Source organism: Bradyrhizobium sp. DN3 (assembly GCF_041357655.1).
Lineage (GTDB): Bacteria > Pseudomonadota > Alphaproteobacteria > Rhizobiales > Xanthobacteraceae > Bradyrhizobium.
In genome coordinates this window covers 82,820-100,278 of the sequence record NZ_JAULLN010000010.1, presented here as the reverse complement: position 1 = coordinate 100,278, position 17,459 = coordinate 82,820, and the positions used below count along the sequence as shown (strand labels likewise).

Genomic DNA, 17,459 nt, shown 5'->3' with positions numbered 1-17,459 from the left:
GAGGAGCCCGCGACAAAATTGCAAAGCAATTTTGCGCTGGCGACGAAACAATCCAGTCTGTATCCGCGGAGATATCTCTGGATTGCTTCGCTTCGCTCGCAATGACGATTGTTGTGACGCTATTGCCTCAAAACACGACTTCAAAAATTCTCCACCCACGGCCGCAACTCCAGCTCCCAGCTCCAGGCGCTGCGCGGCTGCTGCAATACGTTCCAATAGCTCTGCGCGATGGCGTCGGGGTCGAGCATCGAGTCCGGCTTGTCGGCCGGCTCGGTGCGCGCCGCGCTGCGGATCGCGCCATCGATGACGAAATGCGCGACATGGATGCCCTGCGGCGACAATTCGCGCGCCATGCTCTGCGCGAGCCCGCGCAGCGCGAACTTGCCCATCGCAAAGGGCGTCGACTGCGCATAGCCCTTGACGCTGGCGGAGGCGCCGGTGAACAGGATCGCGCCGTGCTTGTTCGGCAGCATGCGTTTGGCCGCCTGCTGCGCCACCAGGAAGCCGCCATAGGCGCTGACCGCGATCGCCTGCGCGACTTCGGCAGGGACCAGGTCGAGGAACGGTCCGCGCGTGCGGCCGCTGGCGTTGTAGACGACGAGGTCGGGCGTGCCGATCTCGCGCTCGACCAGGCCGAACAGCCGCTCGACCTCCTCAGGCTCCGTGGCGTTGCAGGCATAGGCCTTGGCCCCGGTCTCGGTGCAGAGCGCGCCCAGCTTCTCGATCTTGCGCGCGGCAAGGGCGACGCGGATGTTCTGGGCGGCAAACAGCCGCGCCAGCGACGCGCTCAATCCTTCGCCGGCGCCGACGATGAGCGCGATCTTGTATTTTGGGTGTTCCATGGCGTGATCTCTCGGAGACAGGAAGCCGTTGATCTATGCATGGTCCGCGCGGACAACCAGTCGGGGCGGTCACAATTCCGCAGGGCGAATTGCTCCCCCGCGGCGATCATGCCGCCCTGACGATTTGCGGCTTTATCCGCATCCGCCTCTGGAGCATGATCGACATCATTCCAAGCGGCAAGCGCAAAGAATTGCCGTCGGGCGGAAACGAAGAGGATGATCATGCACAAGCCGGTCCCAGCGCAGCCAGCACGTGTCGCGGCCGAGCCGTCCGGCCTGCTGGCGCCCGACACCTCAGGCATGAATTTCTACCGCGCCGATCCCGCACTGACCGACCTCTTGCGCATCCATCTGCCGGACACGCTGTTCCGCCATATCGAGCCGCATCTCGATCGCCTCGGCGAACTCGCCGGCGGCCCGCTCGACGAATGCGCGCGGCTTGCCGACCGGCATACGCCCATCCTGCATCAGCGCGACAAGTTCGGCCGCGACGTGCAATGGATCGAATATCATCCGGCCTATCGCGAATTGGAGAAGGCTGCTTTCGGTGAGTTCGGCATCCACGCGCTCTCGATCCGCAAGGGCATCATGGGCTGGCCAGACAAATATCCCGTGGTGGCCAAACACGCCTTCACCTTCCTGTTCAATCAGACCGAATTCGGCATGGGCTGCCCGATCAACGTCACCGACGGCTGCGCCAAGCTGCTGGCGAATTTCGGCAGCGATGCGCTGAAGGCCAAATATCTTGATGGTCTCACGCAGACGGACATGAGCAAGCTGACCCAGGGCGGCCAGTTCATGACCGAGAAGGAAGGCGGCTCCGACGTCGGCACGCTGACCACGCGCGCGGTGCAGGAGGGCGACCATTGGCGCCTCTACGGCGAGAAATGGTTCTGCTCGAACGCGGACGCCAAAGTCGTGATGCTGCTGGCGCGCCCCGAAGGTGCCGGGCCAGGCACCCGCGGCGTCGGTCTGTTCCTGATGCCGCGCTTCCTCGACGACGGCGCGCAGAACCACTACCGGATCGTGCGCCTCAAGGACAAGCTCGGCACGCGCTCGATGGCCTCGGGCGAGATCAAGCTCGAAGGCGCGATCGCCTATGCCGTCGGCAAGCTCGACCGCGGCTTCGTGCAGATGGCCGAGATGGTGAACTCGTCGCGGCTCTCAAATGGCGTCAAATCCGCCGCGCTGATGCGCCGGGCCTATCACGACGCAATGACGGTCGCGAAGAACCGCGTGGTGTTCGGCAACCGCATCATCGACCTGCCGCTCGGTCGCCGGCAGATGCTGAAGATCATGCTGCCGGTCGAGCAGGCGCTGTCGATGAGCTTCCTCACCGCCGACGCGCTCGATCGCGCCGAGGCTGGCAGCCAGGATGCGGCGGCGCTGTTGCGCATTCTCACACCAACGCTGAAGTTCCGCGCCACGCGCGATGCGCGAAAGGTCTGCGGCGATGCGCTCGAGATGCGCGGCGGCATTGGCTATATCGAGGAGTTCGCCACTGCCCGCCTGCTGCGGGATGCCCATCTCGGCTCGGTCTGGGAAGGCACCGGCAACATCGTCGCGATCGATGCGCTGCGGCGCGCGGTCGGTCGTCATGGTGCGGAATCCGCGCTCGCGGCCGATCTGCACGCCCGGCTGGACGACAGTGCGTCCGTGCCGCAGGCCTGGCGTGATAATCTGCGCGGTCTTGTCGATCGTGCCGTCGGCTTCGCACGCGAGGTCGCGGGCAAGGCCGACAACGAGGCGGACGCGCGTCGCGCCACCAGCCTGCTCTATCATGTCGCCAGCGCCGTCGCGTTCGCTTGGGAAGGCCACCGCATCCACGACATGCGCGGCGACGCGCGCCGGCTGTTGCTGTCGCGTCTCGTGATCGACCACCGGGTGTTGCCGAGCGATCCGTTCCGGCTGACGGAAAATCCAGTGAAGCAGAAGATCGCCGCGCTGCTGCTCGGCGATCGCGACGCCGGCATGAGCGAGGTTGGCGAACTGGTTCTGGCGGCGTAGGCTCTTCACCTCTCCCGTAGGGAGAGGTCGATTTGCGCAGCAAATCGGGTGAGGGGTCCAGGTCCCACGAGGGAGCGTAACCCCTCACCCGGCGCTTCGCGCCGACCTCTCCCCATGGGAGAGGCAAAACGAAACAACAACACCGAGGAAACACCGATGAAGGCCGCCGTCCTCTATGAAGTCAACCAGCCGCTCGTCATCGAGGATATCAGCCTGCCGAAGCCGGGCCCGCGCGAGGTCCTGGTCCGCACGGCGGTCGCCGGTCTCTGTCACTCCGATCTGCACTTCATGGAGGGCCTCTATCCGCATCCGCTGCCCGCGGTGCTTGGGCACGAGTCCGCCGGCGTGGTCGAGCAGGTCGGCTCCGACGTCACTTACGTCAAGCCCGGCGATCACGTCGTCACGTGCCTTTCGGTCTTCTGCGGCACCTGCGACAATTGCACGACGGGGCGCACCGTGCTCTGCACCGACACCACGGTGAAGATGCTGCCGGGCGTCTCCAACCGGATGCAGTGGTCCAGACCGGAGAAGCTGCACCAGTTTCTCAATCTCTCGTCCTTCGCCGAGCAGATGCTGGTGCACGAGAACGCGATCGTCAAAATCCGCAAAGAAATGCCGCTGGATCTCGCCGCGCTGATCGGTTGCGGCGTCATCACCGGCTACGGCGCGGTCGTGAACACGGCCAAGGTGACGGCCGGCGAGACCGTGGCGGTGATCGGCTGCGGCGGCGTCGGCATGGCCGCGATCAACGGCGCGCAGATCGCCGGCGCCGGTCGCATCATCGCCATCGATACCAATCCGGCAAAACTCCAGCTCGCGACCAAGCTGGGAGCGACCGACATCGTCAACCCCGCCGACGGCGACGTTGTGAAGCAGGTACGCGATCTCACCAATGGCGGCGTGCATCATTCCTTCGAGGTGCTCGGCCGCAAGGAGACCGCGGAGCAAGCCTTTGCCATGCTCGCTTCGGGCGGCACGGCCACCATCGTCGGCATGATCCCGTTCGGCCAGAAGATCGAGCTGCACGGCTTCGACTTCCTGCGCGAGCGCAAGATCCAGGGCTCCTCGATGGGCTCCAACCATTTCCGCGTGGACATGCCGCGGCTGGTTGACTTCTACCTGCGCGGTCGGCTGCACCTGGAGGACTGGATCTCGGCCAAGCTGAAGCTAAACGAGATCAACGAGGGCTTTGCCAACATGAAAGCCGGCAAGACGCTGCGCAGCGTGATCGTGTTCGATAGCTGAGCGCTGGCGTTTGCCGGCTGCTCCGGCGTTGTCGCCCCAATTCAGGTGTCATCGCCCGGCTCGACCGGGCGATCCAGTACTCCGCGGCAGAAGTTGTGTGAACGAACTGCGGCCGCGGAGTACTGGATGCCCCGGTCAAGCCGGGGCATGACAGCTGGCGGTGGAGCGGCAGCGTGCCTGCCTCACCCTTCCCCAACCTCACCGCATCACGATCTCACCGCGACACGTGCGCGGACACAGCGAGCCACTTCCCGTTCGTCTTCGTCCAGCAATCGGTATATCGCCCCGTCGCCTGCTGGCCATCCGCCGTGGTGTAGCTGGTCGCGGCGTGGATGATGGCGAAGTCGCCCATGATGCGGATGATGACGTCATGCGCATGCAAATTGCGGATCGCGATCGGCCGCGCCGTCTGCTCCAGGAAGGCTGTGCGATCGACCAGCGTCTTGTCGGGATTGGAGCAGTAGAATTCCGGCGCAAGGATCTCGTCGAAGCGCTTGACGTCGCAGTTCTGCACGGAGGCGACATAGTCGCGGTTGAGCGCGGTGAGCTGTTCGAGGTCGTTGCTCATTCTATTTTCTCCCTCCCGGGGATGTGCGTAGCGCAAAATCTCGACGTTGTTTTTACCCCGTCATTGCGAGGAGCCCTTGCGACGAAGCAATCCAGAATCGTTCCGCGGTGACAATCTGGATTGCTTCGCGGAGCCTGTCATCGGGCCGCGCTTCGCGCGGACCCGTTGGCTCGCAATGACGGGGAGGACTAGTCGTCAAACATCTTCGGCGGCAAGAACCCGCCGAACTCGCGCTCGATCAGTTCGGCGAGCTTGAGCGGCGTCCGGTCCTCGAGGAAGGGTCCGATGATCTGCACGCCGACCGGCAGGCCGTCCTTCGACAGACCGAGAGGAATGGCCGTTGCCGGCAGGCCCGTCAGCGTGGCGATGCCGGGCCAGGCAAGCTGGTCCGGATAGACATGGTCCTTGCCGTCGATGTTGATCCGGCGCGTCTCCTGCTGCGGCGAATGATCATGCGGATAGGCCGGTGTCGGCATGATCGGGCAGATCACCGCATCGAATGTCCTGAACAATTGCCGCCATTGCGCGCGCAGCCCGGCGCGGGCGCCCTCGTCGAACACCCAGGCCTGATGCGTGTACGTCATGCCGCGCAGTCGCTCGGCTGCAAGGCTCTTGTCCTCAGGTGAGAGTTGCGCCGCCCCCGCACGTGCGCCGGCGAGGATGTCCGGCGGAAAGAACGCGCCGAGAAAGCTCATCAGCATGCGCATGTAGAGGCGCGAGGCTTCCGTGAAATCCGGAAACAGCGGGCTCTCGCGTGCGACACGCGTGCCCATGCTCGCCAATCGGCCCGCCAGCTTCTCGATCGCGCCGCGAATGTCGGCATTCGCTGGCAGCAATGGGTGGCTGTCGATCACTAGCACCCGAAAATCCTTCAGCGCGTGGTGTCGCGCCTCCGGTAGCGCGAGCTTGTATCCGATGCCGAGGTCCAGCGGATCGGGACCTGCCATCACCTCCAGGAGCAGCGACAGATCGGCCGCACTCCGCGCCATCGGACCGATAACGGCCATGTCGCGCTCCATCGGGATGGCCGGAAATGGCGGCGGCGTATGGCCGCGCGTCGGACAGAGATTGTAGCTCGGCTTGTGCGCATAGACCCCGCAATGGAAGGCGGGCACCCGCAGCGAGCCGCCGATGTCGGAGCCGAGCGAGAGCGGTCCGTAGCCGGCCGCGAGCGCCGCAGACGAGCCGCCCGATGAGCCGCCAGGCGTGCGGTCGAGATCGAACGGATTGTTCGTGGTGCCGTAGATCTCGTTGTAGCTCTGCCAATCGCCCAAGCCGACGGGAACGTTGGTCTTGCCGAGGATGATGCCGCCGGCGTTCTTCACCCGGGTGATCGACAGTGCGTCCTCCGCCGGCTTGAAATCCTTCTGCGGTGTCCAGCCCCAGGTCGTGGGCAGGCCGGCGACGTTGAAGGACTCCTTCACGGTGACGGGGAGGCCGAGCAGCGCTTTGCTTTCGCCGCGCGCCAGCGCCCCGTCCGCCTCGCGCGCGGCGCCGAGCGCACGATCGAAATCGCGGACGCAGATCGCGTTGATCTTGCCGTCGTGACGTTGGATGCGGTCGATCGCGTCCTGGGTGAGCTCGACCGCCGAGACTTTCTTCGCGGTCAATGCGGCCGACAGCTCGACCGCACTCTTGAAACTCCATTCCGATTTGGCCACGGCACCTCTCCTGTTCTTATTGTCGGACGATGATGCGCAGTTTGGCCGAATGCCGCAACGGCTGTTTGATCGCGATTGATATTCGGGCGGGACGGAGCGGACGGAGTTCAAGAACTCGCTGTCATCGCCCGGCTTGACCGGGCGATCCAGTATTCCAGAGGCCTTCGTTGGAGAGCTCGCTCTCACCATATCTGGCGCGGCGTACTGTCATCGCCCGCTTTCGCGGGCGATGACAACGGAGGGTGAAGCTACTACGCCGCCCCGATCACAATCCCCACCGCCAGCACGATGGCGCCGCCGAGCACGATTTGGAATACGGCCTGGAGGAACGGTGTGTCCATGTAGCGCGCGCGGATGAAGGCGATCGCCCACAATTCGAAGAACACGACGACGCAGGCGATTGCGGTTGCGATCCAGAATGCGTTGGCCCAGCTGTCCGGCACGAGATAGGGCGCGGTGTGGCCGAGTCCGCCGAGCGTCGTCATTGCGCCGCAGGTGAGGCCGCGCAGCCAGGGCGAGCCGCGCCCGGTCAGCGAACCGTCGTCGGAGAGCGCTTCCGCAAAGCCCATGCTGATGCCGGCGCCGATCGATGCGGCAAGGCCCACCAGAAATGTCTGCCAGTTCTGGTGCGTGGCGAAGGCCGCCGCAAACAGCGGCGCCAGCGTCGAGACCGATCCGTCCATCAACCCGGCGAGGCCCGGCTGAACATATTGCAGCACGAACATCCGTCGCCGCGTCCGGTCTTCCTCGGCGCGCACGTCGGGCTTGAGGATCTCGCCCGTCAGTCTGGCGGCAGTGTTCTCGTGGCTCTTCTCGGCCTCGGCGAGGTCGCCGAGCAGCCGGCGGACGTTGACGTCCTCGGCCTGCTCGGCGGCCTTCGCATAGAAGCGCTCGGCCTCGAGCTCCATGGTCTCGACTTCTCTGCGGATCGTATCGAGCGCCAGGTTCTTGGTCAGCCAGATCGGGCGGCGGCGCAAAAAGCCCTTGACGTCCTCGCGGCGGATCGGCGGCAGGTGCTGGCCGAAACGCTGCTCGTACATTTCCAGTAGCATGTGCCGATGGCCGCGCTCCTCCTCAGCCATCTGCTCGAACAGCTTTGCCGAATCCGGATAGCGCTCCTTCAGGTCCTCGGCGAAGGTCATGTAAATGCGACTGTCCTCCTCCTCGGAGGAGATCGCGACCGCAAGCACCTCGCGCTCGGTCAGATCGGCAAAATTCTTCACGACGGCCCTGTCACGAGTTTAGAATTATTCTAAACTATATAGGACGCCGCCGTTCCCCGGTCAAATCAGCCGGTGCCGGCCTTTGCGAGGAAGTCCAGCAGCAACCGGGTGACTTCGGCAGGCTGCTCCTGCTGCACCCAATGACCGGCGCCATCGACGAGATGGCAGCCGAGCATCTTCGTGCAGGCGCGCGCCTGCATCGCCTCGAACACGCCGGGGCGCTGATAGGTGCCCCAATCCTGCTTGCCCGAGATGAAGCAGGAGGGCACGTCGATGCTGCGGCCAGAGAACAGTTGCAGTTCGTGATTGAAAGCGCCCGATGTGCCGCAGCGATACCATTGCAGCCCACCCTGGAATCCGGTGCGCCCATATTCGGCGCTGTAGTACGCGAGCTCGCGATCGGGCAGCCATTGATTGGCGGCGATGGCGGCCGGCGACGGCATCTCCTTCGCGACCGTCTCTGGCATGGTCTCATTCAGGTCCATCACGTAATAGGTCGGCAGCTTTGCCAGCTCATTCGCCGACCACGATTCCAGCGGATAGGGCTTGTTGCCGGTCCAGTCCGCGCTCTTGTGATGATAGTAGGCACGCAGGAAATCATGCACGCCCTGGGGCGCGCGGTGCATGTCGCCGTTGGCCGCGCGAGTCGAATAGTACCATTGATAGTGTTTTCGCGGGCGCGGCAGCGCGGCAAGCTCGCGATGCACGGAATCTTCGGCCGCAGGCTTTGCCGGCGTGTCGACTGTGTTGAAGGGCAGCGGCGGCGGTCCGCCAAACGGCGCGCTCATCATCGTCACCGAACGGAATATGTCGGGCCGCACTAGCGCGCACCAGGCCGCGACCGGGCTGCCGAAATCATGCCCGACCACATCAACCTGTCTGTAGCCGAAAGCCGACACCAGGGCGAGCGCGTCACGCACCAGGTTGAAGAGCGAGAAGGGCGCGAGATCGTCGTCGTACTCGGCGCTCCATCCCGTCGTGCGTCCATAGCCGCGCTGGTCCGGCGCGATCACGTGATAGCCGGCGGCGGCGAGCGCCGGCATCACCTTGCGCCAGGAGAAGGCGAGCTCAGGAAAGCCGTGCAGCAGGAGGATGCAGGGCCGGCCCTTGGTCTCGAAGCCGGCTTCCAGCACATGCATGCGCAAGCCGTTGATGCCCTCGACGTAACGCGAGCGAATGCCGGCGGGAAGCGGGATGTCGGGGAGCGTTGTCATCGTTTCCTCCGTGAGGGCGGGAGCTCTTACCCTCCCCTGGAGGGGGAGGGTCGATCGCGCGCAGCGCGAGCGGGGTGGGGTGATCTCTCCCCACGGGCAGTGTTCAACGAGGACAGACCGTCACCCCACCTCGGTTCGCATTCCGCTTCGCTCCATGCGAACCGATCCTCCCTCTCCAGGGGAGGATGGAGTTCGCAGCGCGAGCCGTCCTAGATCAAACCGCCGCGCAGACGAATCCGCTGCCCTTGCGCTTGATCTTCCCGACCGACGGCGAGGGGAAATGCGCGGTGCAGCAAAGCGTGTCGGTGTCGCAATAGCGCTCCAGGAAGCTGCGGCGCGTTTTCGCCGCTGTGGCCTGATCGACGTCGAATTTCATCGACAGCTCCGGATAGAGCGCCTGTAGCGGCGAGTGGATGAGATCGCCGGAGAACACCGCATCGTCCTTGCCGCGTCCGATGGTGAAGGCGACATGGCCCGGCGTGTGGCCGGGCGTCGGCAGGATGCGGATGTGATCGCCGATCTGATGGTCGCCGCCGACGAGTTCGTGGCGCCCCGCCTCCACCACCGGCAACACGCTGTCGGCAAAGGGCGGGACCTCCGCCTTCGCATTGTGCTCGGTCCAGTAGTCGAACTCCCGCTTGGCGAAGACATAGCGCGCCTTGGGGAAGGTCGGCACCCAGCGGCCGTTCTCGAGCCGGGTGTTCCAGCCGACGTGATCGGCATGCAGATGCGTACACATCACGAAGTCGATGTCGCCCGCCGAAACCCCGGCGGCGTGAAGGCCGCGCATGTAGGTGTCGTCGGTCTTCAAGTGCCATTTCGGTCGCTGCGGCCGCGGCTTGTCGTTGCCGATGCAGCCGTCAATCAGGATGGTGTGATGCGGCGTCTTCACCACGTAGGACTGGAAGCACAGGATCAGCGTGTCCTGCTCGTCCAGTGCCTTGGCCTGCCGCATCCAGGCCCGATTCTCGGCCAGCACCTCCGCTGTCAGCCCGGGAATGAACTCCAGCGCCGAGAAGAAGGAGACTTCCTGCTCGATGACGCGATGGATGGTGAGATCGCCGACCGAATATTTGAGGCTCATGAGAGCTCCTGCGATTTACGCGGGAGGCGGCACCGAGATTTTCACGGAAGGCCGCTCCAGCATCTTCTGATGGAAGGCGTCGAGCTTGGGATAGGCCTTGCGCCAGCCGCAATCGGCGAAGCGGAAGTCGGCATAGCCGAGCACGCAAACGAGGCCGATCTGCGAGATGTCGAACGGGCCGTTTAGCACCTCCGGCATGTTCTCGAAGCGCGCCATGCCGGTCCAAGCCCTGTTCCAATGGTCGTCCGACCAGGCCTGCCATTGCAGGCCCTGCGGCCGCACCATCTTCTCGTAGCGGCACAGCAGCATGGAATCGAGCATGCCGTTGAGCAGCGAGTGGTTGGTCTTGGCCTTCCAGCGCCGCGGACCGTAGCCGGGGATCAGGCTGCCGCCGACGATCTCGTTGAGATATTCGACGATGACGTAGGAGTCCAAAATCACGTCGCCGTCATTGGTGATCAGCACCGGCAGCTTCTTCAGCGGCGTGATGCGTGAATAGTCCTCGTTGGCCGTGCCCGGCGCGACGGTTGCGGGCACGAGCTCGATCTTGTCGATCAGCCCGAGCTCGATCGCGGCGATGCGCACCTTGCGGGCGAAGGGCGAGGCGGGGGAGAAGGTGAGCTTCATGGCGAACATCCCACAATGAAAGTTGTAGTTCGTCATTGCGAGGAGCGAAGCGACAAAATTGCGAAGCAATTTTGCGCTGGAGCGACGAAGCAATCCAGACTGCCTCTGTAGGACGATCTCTGGATTGCTTCGCTTCGCTCGCAATGACGGGAGAGGGCAGCAGCTTACGCCGCGATGATCTCCTGGCGCTGCTCGCCGAGACCTTCGATGCCGAGCGTGACGACGTCGCCGACATTGAGGAAGGTCGGCGGCTTCATGCCGAGGCCGACGCCGGGCGGGGTGCCGGTGGTGATGATGTCGCCGGGCAGGAGCGTCATGAACTGCGAGACGTAGGAGACGCACTTCGCCATGGAGAAGATCATGGTCTTGGTCGAGCCGGTCTGGCGACGCTGGCCGTTGACGTCGAGCCACATCGACAGGTCCTGCACATCCTTGATCTCGTCCTTGGTGGCGAGCCACGGGCCGAGCGGGCCGAACGTGTCGTGCGACTTGCCCTTGGTCCACTGGCCCAGGCGCTCGGTCTGGAAGTTGCGCTCGGAGACGTCGTTGCAGACGCAATAGCCGGCGACGTAGTTCAGCGCGTCGGCTTCCGAGACATATTTGGCACGGGTGCCGATGATCGCGGCGATCTCAACCTCCCAGTCGAGCTTGGTCGAGCCGCGCGGCTTCTCGACCGCGTCGTTCGGGCCGGACAGTGAGGTGTTCGCCTTCATGAAGATGATCGGCTCGCTCGGGATCGCAGCGCCGGTCTCCTTGGCGTGGTCGCTGTAATTGAGGCCGATGGCGACGAATTTCGAGATGCCGGTGACCGGTGCGCCGAACCGCGGCTTGCCCGACACGGCGGGCAGCGAGGCGGGGTCGAGGCCTGCCAGCTTCTTCAGGGTATCAGGCGAATAGGCTTCACCGGTCAGGTCCTTCACCTGCGCCGACAGGTCGCGCAACTGGCCGGATCTATCGATCAGGCCGGGCTTTTCCGCACCCTTCTCGCCGTAACGAACAAGCTTCATTCTCGTTTCTCCCTGGGAATGGACCGATCGGTTGAACAGCTTCATGGAACAGGGCGGCGGGAAATTCAACCGCCTAGAGAGGAGCGCATTGCTGCCAATCTTTGAAGGGTGGGCAAAGGCGCGGAGCGCCGTGCCCACCATTCTTTTTAGTGGTCCGGAGACGGTGGGCACGCGTCGCTTTGCCCACCCTACGATTGCAACGCCACAAATTTGAACGCGTCTCCCGCCCGCTTGATATGCCCCGCCGAATAATGCCCGCCGATCACCAGTGTCGGCGTGTCGGCAAAACGCGAGAACATCTCGCGCCGTGTCGCGGCCGACTGGGTCTGATCGGAATCGACGACCGAGCACCAGTCGAGATGCGCCATCTGGCAGGGATGATGGGCGACGTCGCCGGTCAGAAGCCCCTGCTCGCCACCGGACTCGATCAGGACGCTCATGTGCCCGGGACTGTGGCCCGGGGTCGGGATCAGCTTGATTTCCTCGCAGAGCTGGTGGTCGCTCGGGATCAGCTCGGCCTGGTCAGCATCGACGACCGGCTTCACGGAATCGTTGAACACCGCAACCTTATCCGGCTCGGCCGTGTAATCGCGCCAGTATTCATATTCGGTCCTGCCGAAGACGTAGCGCGCCTTCGGAAAGGTCGGCACCCATCGGCCGTCGACCAGCCTCGTGTTCCAGCCGACATGGTCGACGTGAAGATGCGTGCACAGCACGGTGTCGATGCTGTCAGGCGGAAAACCCGCCGCGGTCATGGTCTCCAGAAACGGCGTGGTGCGGTTGTTCCAGGTCGGGACGCCGCGGCCCTGCTTGTCGTTGCCAAGGCCGGTGTCGACCACGATCCGGTGCGTAGGCGTCTCCACCACAAGCGAGTGGATCGACATCTTCAGCCGGCCTTCTTCGGTGGCGAACTGCGGGATCAGCCAGGGCAGCTTGCGGATTTCGTCGTTGGTCGCTGCCGGCAGGATGAAGCGGGTCGAGCCCACCGTCTCCATTTCGACGAATTTCGTGATCCTGACCTTGCCGACCTTCCACTGCATCCGGCGCATCCCCGTGTTCTTGCTCTTGCGTTGGAACATGCGCACTTTCCGCCATCAAGCGCAATGGATCATCTGAGGTGATGTGGCGTTATCGCGAGGAACCGGAAAGAAGCCGGAGAGGGAGCCATGCCAGAGCTTGCGATTTCCGCGGACAAGGTCGCCTTCATCATCGAGAAGGCGCGCGAATTCGACGTCAAGGAGGCGGCTTCCGATCCGGATTCCGGCTCGAACCCGAGCGATGACGACGCGATCGACGTCCTCGAGGACAACGGCTCCGATCCGGTCGGCCACGAGCTCGGCAGCTTCATGATCGTCTTGAACGAGGACGAACAGATCGATCTCGTCGCGCTGACCTGGCTCGGTCGCGGCGACGGCACCATCGATGATTGGGACGATTTGCGCGCGCGCGCCGTGGAGGCGCGGGGCGCCTATGGCAGCCCGCGCCGTGAAACGGTGCACTATCTGCTCGGCGAGCCCATGCTGGGCGATCTGCTCGCCGCTGGACTCGACGAGTTCGGTATCGACTGGACCAGTGAGCGTCTCACCGCCGATTCCTCCGATCCCAGCGAGCGCGACGAGGACGAAGCGACGAAGCAGCGGTAACTTCATAAGACCGCTCTCTCCCCGCAGTCACGGGGAGGGAGCGGGCGCCCGGGCGAGGCAGCGTGTTGTGGCTGTTGTGTCGGAAGGTCGCCACCCCATTCTCGTCATTGCGAGCGCAGCGAAGCAATCCAGAATCTTTCCGCGGCGGCAGTCTGGATTGCTTCGTCGCGAGGGCTCCTCGCAATGACGGGGAGAGAGCGGAGAGCCTTACAGCGTTCCCGGGAACGCGCCGCCATCGAGCAAGATGTTCTGCCCGGTGATGAAGCCGGCCTTGGCGCCGCACAGGAAGGCGCAGGCATAGCCGAACTCGTCGGGCTGGCCGAAGCGCCCCGCAGGGTTGAGCTTGGCACGGTCGGCAAGGATCTGCTCCGGCGTGACGCCGCGCTTGTCGGCTTCGGCCTTGGCGGTGCCGGTGAGACGATCGGTCTCGAACGGGCCAGGCAACAGGCCGTTGATGGTGACGTTGTTGATCACGGTCTTGCGCGACAGGCCGGCGATGAAGCCGGTGAGGCCGGCGCGCGCGCCGTTGGAAAGGCCGAGGATGTCGATCGGCGCCTTCACCGCGGCCGAGGTGATGTTGACGATGCGGCCGAACTTGCGCGCCATCATGCCGTCCACCGTCGCCTTGATCAGCTCGATCGGCGTCAGCATATTGGCGTCGATCGCCTTGATCCAGTCGTCGCGGGTCCAGTTGCGGAAATCGCCGGGCGGCGGGCCGCCGGCATTGTTGACCAGGATATCCGGCTCGGGGCAGGCCTTCAGCACGGCCTCGCGACCCGCCGGCGTCGTAATGTCGCCGACGATCTCGGTGACGGTCACGTCAGGATAGGCTTTGCGGATGTCGTCGGCGGTCTTCTTCAGAGCTTCGGCACCGCGCGCGGTCAGCGTGACGTGAACGCCGGCCTCCGCCAGCGCGATGGCGCAGGCGCGCCCGAGGCCCTTGCTGGATGCGCAGACGATGGCGCGGCGACCTTTGATCCCAAGATCCACTGTTTCACTCCCGTAATGTCAGGCAGGTTTTGGATGCGGCCACTCTAGCCAACATCGATGCCGCTGATAAGGGACGGGCTCGCACCAAAATGCATGCGCGTCCTCGCCGCGATGCAAATGCGCTGGATCAGATGCGCCGCTCCTGCTTGAGGCGGTCGATCGCGGCAGCCGCTTCCGGCGGCAGCGACTTGAATCCCATCCGCCCCACCGTCGAGAACAACGGCCGCAGATGCGAGCCGGCGAGGAACGGCGGCTCGCGGTTGGCCGGCACGATCTGGTCGAACACCGCTACCAGCGTGATGGCGACGAGGCCGACCCTGATGGCGCCGAGCGCGGCGCCGCCGAGCCGGTCGCCGATGCCGGCCTCGCCGATGGTGTCGTTCAGCGCGATGCGGCCGATATGCCCGAGCAGCATGCCGACCACCACGAAGATGGCGAAGAACCAGATCCAGTTCTGGAGCAGCGGCGAATTCGGATTGGCTGCGATCTGCGGCGCGATCAGCGGCATCAGCGCCACCGCCATCGGCGCGGCGAGGAGATAGGCGAGGATGGTCATGGCGCTGCGCAGCAGCCCGATCCTGAACCCGAGGCCGACCGCGATGGCGAGTGCCGCATAGACCGCGAGATCGAAACTGTTCATGCGTGCGAGCTCACCTCGGGAACATTGCTGCGCTGGAACGAATGAACGCCGAACCGATCATTCCGGTTTCAGATCGCTAAAATCGTCTGTATTGATGGCTGCAAAAGCTCAGGGATCACGCCCAAGGAAATCGTCATGTCAGACCTGTTCGACGTCAGTAAAGAAACCATCCTCGTGACCGGCGCGAGCCAGGGGCTGGGGCGGCAATTTGCCCGGGTGCTGGCGGCCCATGGCGCATCCGTCGCGCTCGCCGCGCGGCAGACCGACAAGCTGAAAAGCCTGGAGGAAGAAATCCGCGGCAAGGGCGGCCGCGCTGCCGCCGTCGCGCTCGACGTCACCGACACCGCGTCGATCGCCAGGGCGGTCGATGCGGCGGAAGCCGCGCTCGGGCCCGTCACCGTGCTGATCAACAATGCCGGCATCGCCATCGAGAAACTCGCGACCGAGCAGACCGAGGCCGATTGGGATGCCGTGATCGGCGCCAACCTCAAGGGCGCCTATTTCCTCGCGACGGAAGTGGCGCGGCGCATGATCGCGCGCAAGCAGTCGGGCAACATCGTCAACATCGCCTCCGTGCTCGGCACCGGCGTGCTCAAGGCGGTGTCGCCCTATGCGATCTCCAAGGCCGGCATCATCCAGGCGACCAGGGCGATGGCGCTGGAGCTTGCCGGGCAGAACATCCGCATCAACGCGCTCGCGCCCGGCTACATCGACACCGAGATGAACCACGCCTTCTGGTCGACGCCCGCAGGTGAGCGCCTGGCCAAACGCATCCCGCAGCGCCGCGTCGGCGCCGAGTCCGATCTCGACGGCGCGATCCTGCTACTGGCGTCGAATGCTTCGCGCTACATGACGGGCAGTGTGGTCACGGTGGACGGCGGGTTCTTGTTGAATTGAGCGTGTCTTCGCCTCTCCCCGCGTGCGGGGAGAGGCCGGAACTTGCGCAGCAAATTCCGGGTGAGGGGGAGCCTCCGCGAGTCCGTCTCTCACCGAGTTCGCGGATAGAGGCCCCTCACCCCAACCCTCTCCCCGTAAGAACGGGGAGAGGGAGAGAGCTACCGCATCTCCGCCCTGATCATGTCCGCGGCCTTCTCCGCGATCATGATGGTCGGTGCATTGGCGTTGCCGCCGATCAGTATCGGCGTGATCGAGGCGTTGAGACAGCCTACGACATGAACCGCATCAACTTCTCCAGCCGCGCGATCTTGCCGCCATAGGGCGGATAGAGGTCGGCGAGGCGGTTGAACTTGGAGCGATAGAACACTGGCTTCAGCTTGCTGAAGGTGCGAAAGCCCCATTCGCCGTGATAGGCGCCGGTGCCGGATGCGCCGACGCCGCCCATCGGCTGGTTGACTTGCGTGAAGTGAAACAGGCAGTCGTTGATTGTGACGCCGCCGGAGATGGTGCGCGACAGCACCTCGTCGCGCGCGTTGCTGTCCTTGCCGAACCAGTACAGCGCCAGCGGCCGGTCGCGGGCGTTGACGAAAGCGATGGCGTCGGCCGGATCGCGATAGCCCAGCACCGGCAGCACGGGCCCAAAGATCTCCTCCTGCATCACCGCCATCGCTTCGGTCGCACTGAGGATCAGCGTCGGCGGGAATTTGCGGTGCGCCTTCCAGTTGGGATCGTCGGGCTTGGCCGGTTGCAGGATCCTGGCGCCGCGCTGGGCCGCATCCGCGACGAGGCCTTCGAGCCGCGCATAGTGCCGGTCGGAGATGACGGAGGTGTAGTCCTTGTTGGCGGGATCGGTGCCGAACATGCGCCGCATCTGCGTGCGCACCTTTTCGGCAAAGGATTGCACCGAATTCTCCGGCACCAGCACATAATCCGGCGCGATGCAGGTCTGCCCGGCATTGAGCAGCTTTCCATAAACGATGCGCTCGGCCGCCTCATTGAGATCGGCCGAGGCGTCGATGATCGCGGGCGACTTGCCGCCGAGCTCGAGCGTCACAGGCGTCAGATTGCGTCCCGCGGCCTCCGCGACCAGCCGCCCGACCCGCGTCGAGCCGGTGAAGACGAGATGATCGAATGGCAGGCGCGCAAAGCCCTTTGCGATCTCGTCCTCGATGCCGGTGACGAGCACTTCGGTGGCATCGAACCTCTGCCCGACCGTCTCCTTCAGCAGCGCCGAGAAGTGCGGCACGAGCTCGCTCGGCTTGATGATGACACGGTTGCCGGCGGCGATGGCGCCGATCGCGGGCGCGAGCGTGAGCTGCAGCGGATAATTCCAGGGCGCGATGATGCCGACCACGCCGAGCGGCTGCGGCATCAGCCGGTTGCGCGCAGGCAGGAATTGCAGCGCGGTCGCGACCCGCTGTGATGTCATCCAGCTCTTCAGGTGTTTTGTGGCATGCCGGATCTCGGAGAACACCAGCATGGTCTCGGCAATCGTGGTCTCGACCGCCGAGCGGTGGCCGAAATCGGCCGAGATCGCCTGCCGGAAGCGCTCCTCATTGTCCGCGACCACCGCGCGCAGCCGCGCCAGCCGGTCGAGCCGCTCGGCCAGGTCAGGCGCCGGCTCGGCCCGCGACCGCGCGACCATGGCATGGAAGGCATCCTGCAGCGCCCGCAGCGGGGTGCCTGTCAGGGACTGGTCCAAGGCAGGGTCCAAGGTAGGGTCCAAAGTACGGTCCATGGCGTTCCTCCCTAAAATGGGCGTCCGGCCCTGATTTTGTTGCGGCCAAGCTGGCCCTTTGCGGAACTCCTGG

At 64.6% G+C, this 17,459-nt stretch carries 16 protein-coding genes; 4 read left to right on the top strand and 12 right to left on the bottom strand.

Annotation, left to right across the window (positions count from 1 at the left end; translation table 11 throughout):
• Window positions 1–140 precede the first annotated feature (140 nt).
• Entirely contained in the window at window positions 141–842 is a 702-nt protein-coding gene (locus tag AAE027_RS16875; protein ID WP_128936745.1) for an SDR family oxidoreductase, read from the bottom strand.
• Between the two features lie 222 nt (window positions 843–1,064).
• Here AAE027_RS16875 and AAE027_RS16870 point away from each other — a divergent pair, with 222 nt between their 5' ends.
• Window positions 1,065–2,849 carry an acyl-CoA dehydrogenase family protein gene (locus tag AAE027_RS16870; protein WP_370987885.1) on the top strand — a complete coding sequence of 595 codons (1,785 nt, stop codon included), beginning with the start codon at window positions 1,065–1,067 and terminating at the stop codon, window positions 2,847–2,849.
• A gap of 156 nt (window positions 2,850–3,005) precedes the next feature.
• Entirely contained in the window at window positions 3,006–4,094 is a 1,089-nt protein-coding gene (locus tag AAE027_RS16865) for a Zn-dependent alcohol dehydrogenase (RefSeq protein WP_370987886.1), read from the top strand.
• Window positions 4,095–4,308: 214 nt separating this feature from the next.
• Here AAE027_RS16865 and AAE027_RS16860 read toward each other — a convergent pair whose 3' ends face one another.
• From AAE027_RS16860 to AAE027_RS16825, 8 genes are all read right to left on the bottom strand, one after another.
• Window positions 4,309–4,662 (bottom strand): nuclear transport factor 2 family protein, encoded by a 354-nt coding sequence (locus AAE027_RS16860; protein ID WP_370987887.1) that lies wholly within the window; start codon window positions 4,660–4,662, stop codon window positions 4,309–4,311.
• A 188-nt stretch (window positions 4,663–4,850) separates the two neighbouring features.
• The gene (locus AAE027_RS16855; protein WP_370987888.1) at window positions 4,851–6,323 is read right to left on the bottom strand and encodes an amidase; all 1,473 of its coding nucleotides are present in this window, start codon (window positions 6,321–6,323) and stop codon (window positions 4,851–4,853) included.
• 251 nt (window positions 6,324–6,574) lie between these two features.
• Complete coding sequence (mbfA, locus tag AAE027_RS16850; protein WP_370987889.1) at window positions 6,575–7,546, bottom strand: iron exporter MbfA; 972 nt, start codon at window positions 7,544–7,546, stop codon at window positions 6,575–6,577.
• A gap of 65 nt (window positions 7,547–7,611) precedes the next feature.
• Window positions 7,612–8,760, bottom strand: coding sequence for an alpha/beta hydrolase (locus AAE027_RS16845; RefSeq protein WP_370987891.1), 1,149 nt, complete (start codon window positions 8,758–8,760; stop codon window positions 7,612–7,614).
• A gap of 214 nt (window positions 8,761–8,974) precedes the next feature.
• Window positions 8,975–9,844 carry an MBL fold metallo-hydrolase gene (locus AAE027_RS16840; protein ID WP_370987892.1) on the bottom strand — a complete coding sequence of 290 codons (870 nt, stop codon included), beginning with the start codon at window positions 9,842–9,844 and terminating at the stop codon, window positions 8,975–8,977.
• Between the two features lie 15 nt (window positions 9,845–9,859).
• Window positions 9,860–10,471, bottom strand: a complete 612-nt coding sequence (locus AAE027_RS16835) for a glutathione S-transferase family protein (RefSeq protein ID WP_370987893.1) — start codon at window positions 10,469–10,471, stop codon at window positions 9,860–9,862.
• A 164-nt stretch (window positions 10,472–10,635) separates the two neighbouring features.
• Window positions 10,636–11,478: a fumarylacetoacetate hydrolase family protein gene (locus AAE027_RS16830; RefSeq protein ID WP_370987894.1), complete on the bottom strand. Its 843-nt coding sequence runs from the start codon at window positions 11,476–11,478 to the stop codon at window positions 10,636–10,638.
• A gap of 188 nt (window positions 11,479–11,666) precedes the next feature.
• The gene (locus AAE027_RS16825; protein ID WP_370988015.1) at window positions 11,667–12,518 is read right to left on the bottom strand and encodes an MBL fold metallo-hydrolase; all 852 of its coding nucleotides are present in this window, start codon (window positions 12,516–12,518) and stop codon (window positions 11,667–11,669) included.
• 126 nt (window positions 12,519–12,644) lie between these two features.
• Between AAE027_RS16825 and AAE027_RS16820 the strand changes: the two genes are divergently transcribed.
• Window positions 12,645–13,121, top strand: a complete 477-nt coding sequence (locus tag AAE027_RS16820) for a DUF3775 domain-containing protein (RefSeq protein WP_370987896.1) — start codon at window positions 12,645–12,647, stop codon at window positions 13,119–13,121.
• Between the two features lie 207 nt (window positions 13,122–13,328).
• Here AAE027_RS16820 and AAE027_RS16815 read toward each other — a convergent pair whose 3' ends face one another.
• On the bottom strand, window positions 13,329–14,111 hold the full coding sequence (locus AAE027_RS16815; RefSeq protein ID WP_128955614.1) for an SDR family oxidoreductase: 783 nt from the start codon (window positions 14,109–14,111) through the stop codon (window positions 13,329–13,331).
• 127 nt (window positions 14,112–14,238) lie between these two features.
• Window positions 14,239–14,751: a CvpA family protein gene (locus AAE027_RS16810; protein WP_370987897.1), complete on the bottom strand. Its 513-nt coding sequence runs from the start codon at window positions 14,749–14,751 to the stop codon at window positions 14,239–14,241.
• 135 nt (window positions 14,752–14,886) lie between these two features.
• Here AAE027_RS16810 and AAE027_RS16805 point away from each other — a divergent pair, with 135 nt between their 5' ends.
• Entirely contained in the window at window positions 14,887–15,648 is a 762-nt protein-coding gene (locus tag AAE027_RS16805) for an SDR family oxidoreductase (protein WP_128936733.1), read from the top strand.
• A gap of 268 nt (window positions 15,649–15,916) precedes the next feature.
• Here the strand turns inward: AAE027_RS16805 and AAE027_RS16800 are convergent, their stop codons facing one another.
• Window positions 15,917–17,386, bottom strand: a complete 1,470-nt coding sequence (locus AAE027_RS16800) for a coniferyl aldehyde dehydrogenase (RefSeq protein WP_370987898.1) — start codon at window positions 17,384–17,386, stop codon at window positions 15,917–15,919.
• Window positions 17,387–17,459 lie beyond the last annotated feature (73 nt).

Bases quoted from the DNA above. Each gene is read 5' to 3' on its own strand.
- AAE027_RS16875 (WP_128936745.1), bottom strand. From the start codon at position 842: ATGGAACACCCAAAATACAAGATCGCGCTCATCGTCGGCGCCGGCGAA.
- AAE027_RS16870 (WP_370987885.1), top strand. From the start codon at position 1,065: ATGCACAAGCCGGTCCCAGCGCAGCCAGCACGTGTCGCGGCCGAGCCG.
- AAE027_RS16865 (WP_370987886.1), top strand. From the start codon at position 3,006: ATGAAGGCCGCCGTCCTCTATGAAGTCAACCAGCCGCTCGTCATCGAG.
- AAE027_RS16860 (WP_370987887.1), bottom strand. From the start codon at position 4,662: ATGAGCAACGACCTCGAACAGCTCACCGCGCTCAACCGCGACTATGTC.
- AAE027_RS16845 (WP_370987891.1), bottom strand. From the start codon at position 8,760: ATGACAACGCTCCCCGACATCCCGCTTCCCGCCGGCATTCGCTCGCGT.
- AAE027_RS16840 (WP_370987892.1), bottom strand. From the start codon at position 9,844: ATGAGCCTCAAATATTCGGTCGGCGATCTCACCATCCATCGCGTCATC.
- AAE027_RS16835 (WP_370987893.1), bottom strand. From the start codon at position 10,471: ATGAAGCTCACCTTCTCCCCCGCCTCGCCCTTCGCCCGCAAGGTGCGC.
- AAE027_RS16830 (WP_370987894.1), bottom strand. From the start codon at position 11,478: ATGAAGCTTGTTCGTTACGGCGAGAAGGGTGCGGAAAAGCCCGGCCTG.
- AAE027_RS16825 (WP_370988015.1), bottom strand. From the start codon at position 12,518: ATGCAGTGGAAGGTCGGCAAGGTCAGGATCACGAAATTCGTCGAAATG.
- AAE027_RS16820 (WP_370987896.1), top strand. From the start codon at position 12,645: ATGCCAGAGCTTGCGATTTCCGCGGACAAGGTCGCCTTCATCATCGAG.
- AAE027_RS16810 (WP_370987897.1), bottom strand. From the start codon at position 14,751: ATGAACAGTTTCGATCTCGCGGTCTATGCGGCACTCGCCATCGCGGTC.
- AAE027_RS16805 (WP_128936733.1), top strand. From the start codon at position 14,887: ATGTCAGACCTGTTCGACGTCAGTAAAGAAACCATCCTCGTGACCGGC.
- AAE027_RS16800 (WP_370987898.1), bottom strand. From the start codon at position 17,386: ATGGACCGTACTTTGGACCCTACCTTGGACCCTGCCTTGGACCAGTCC.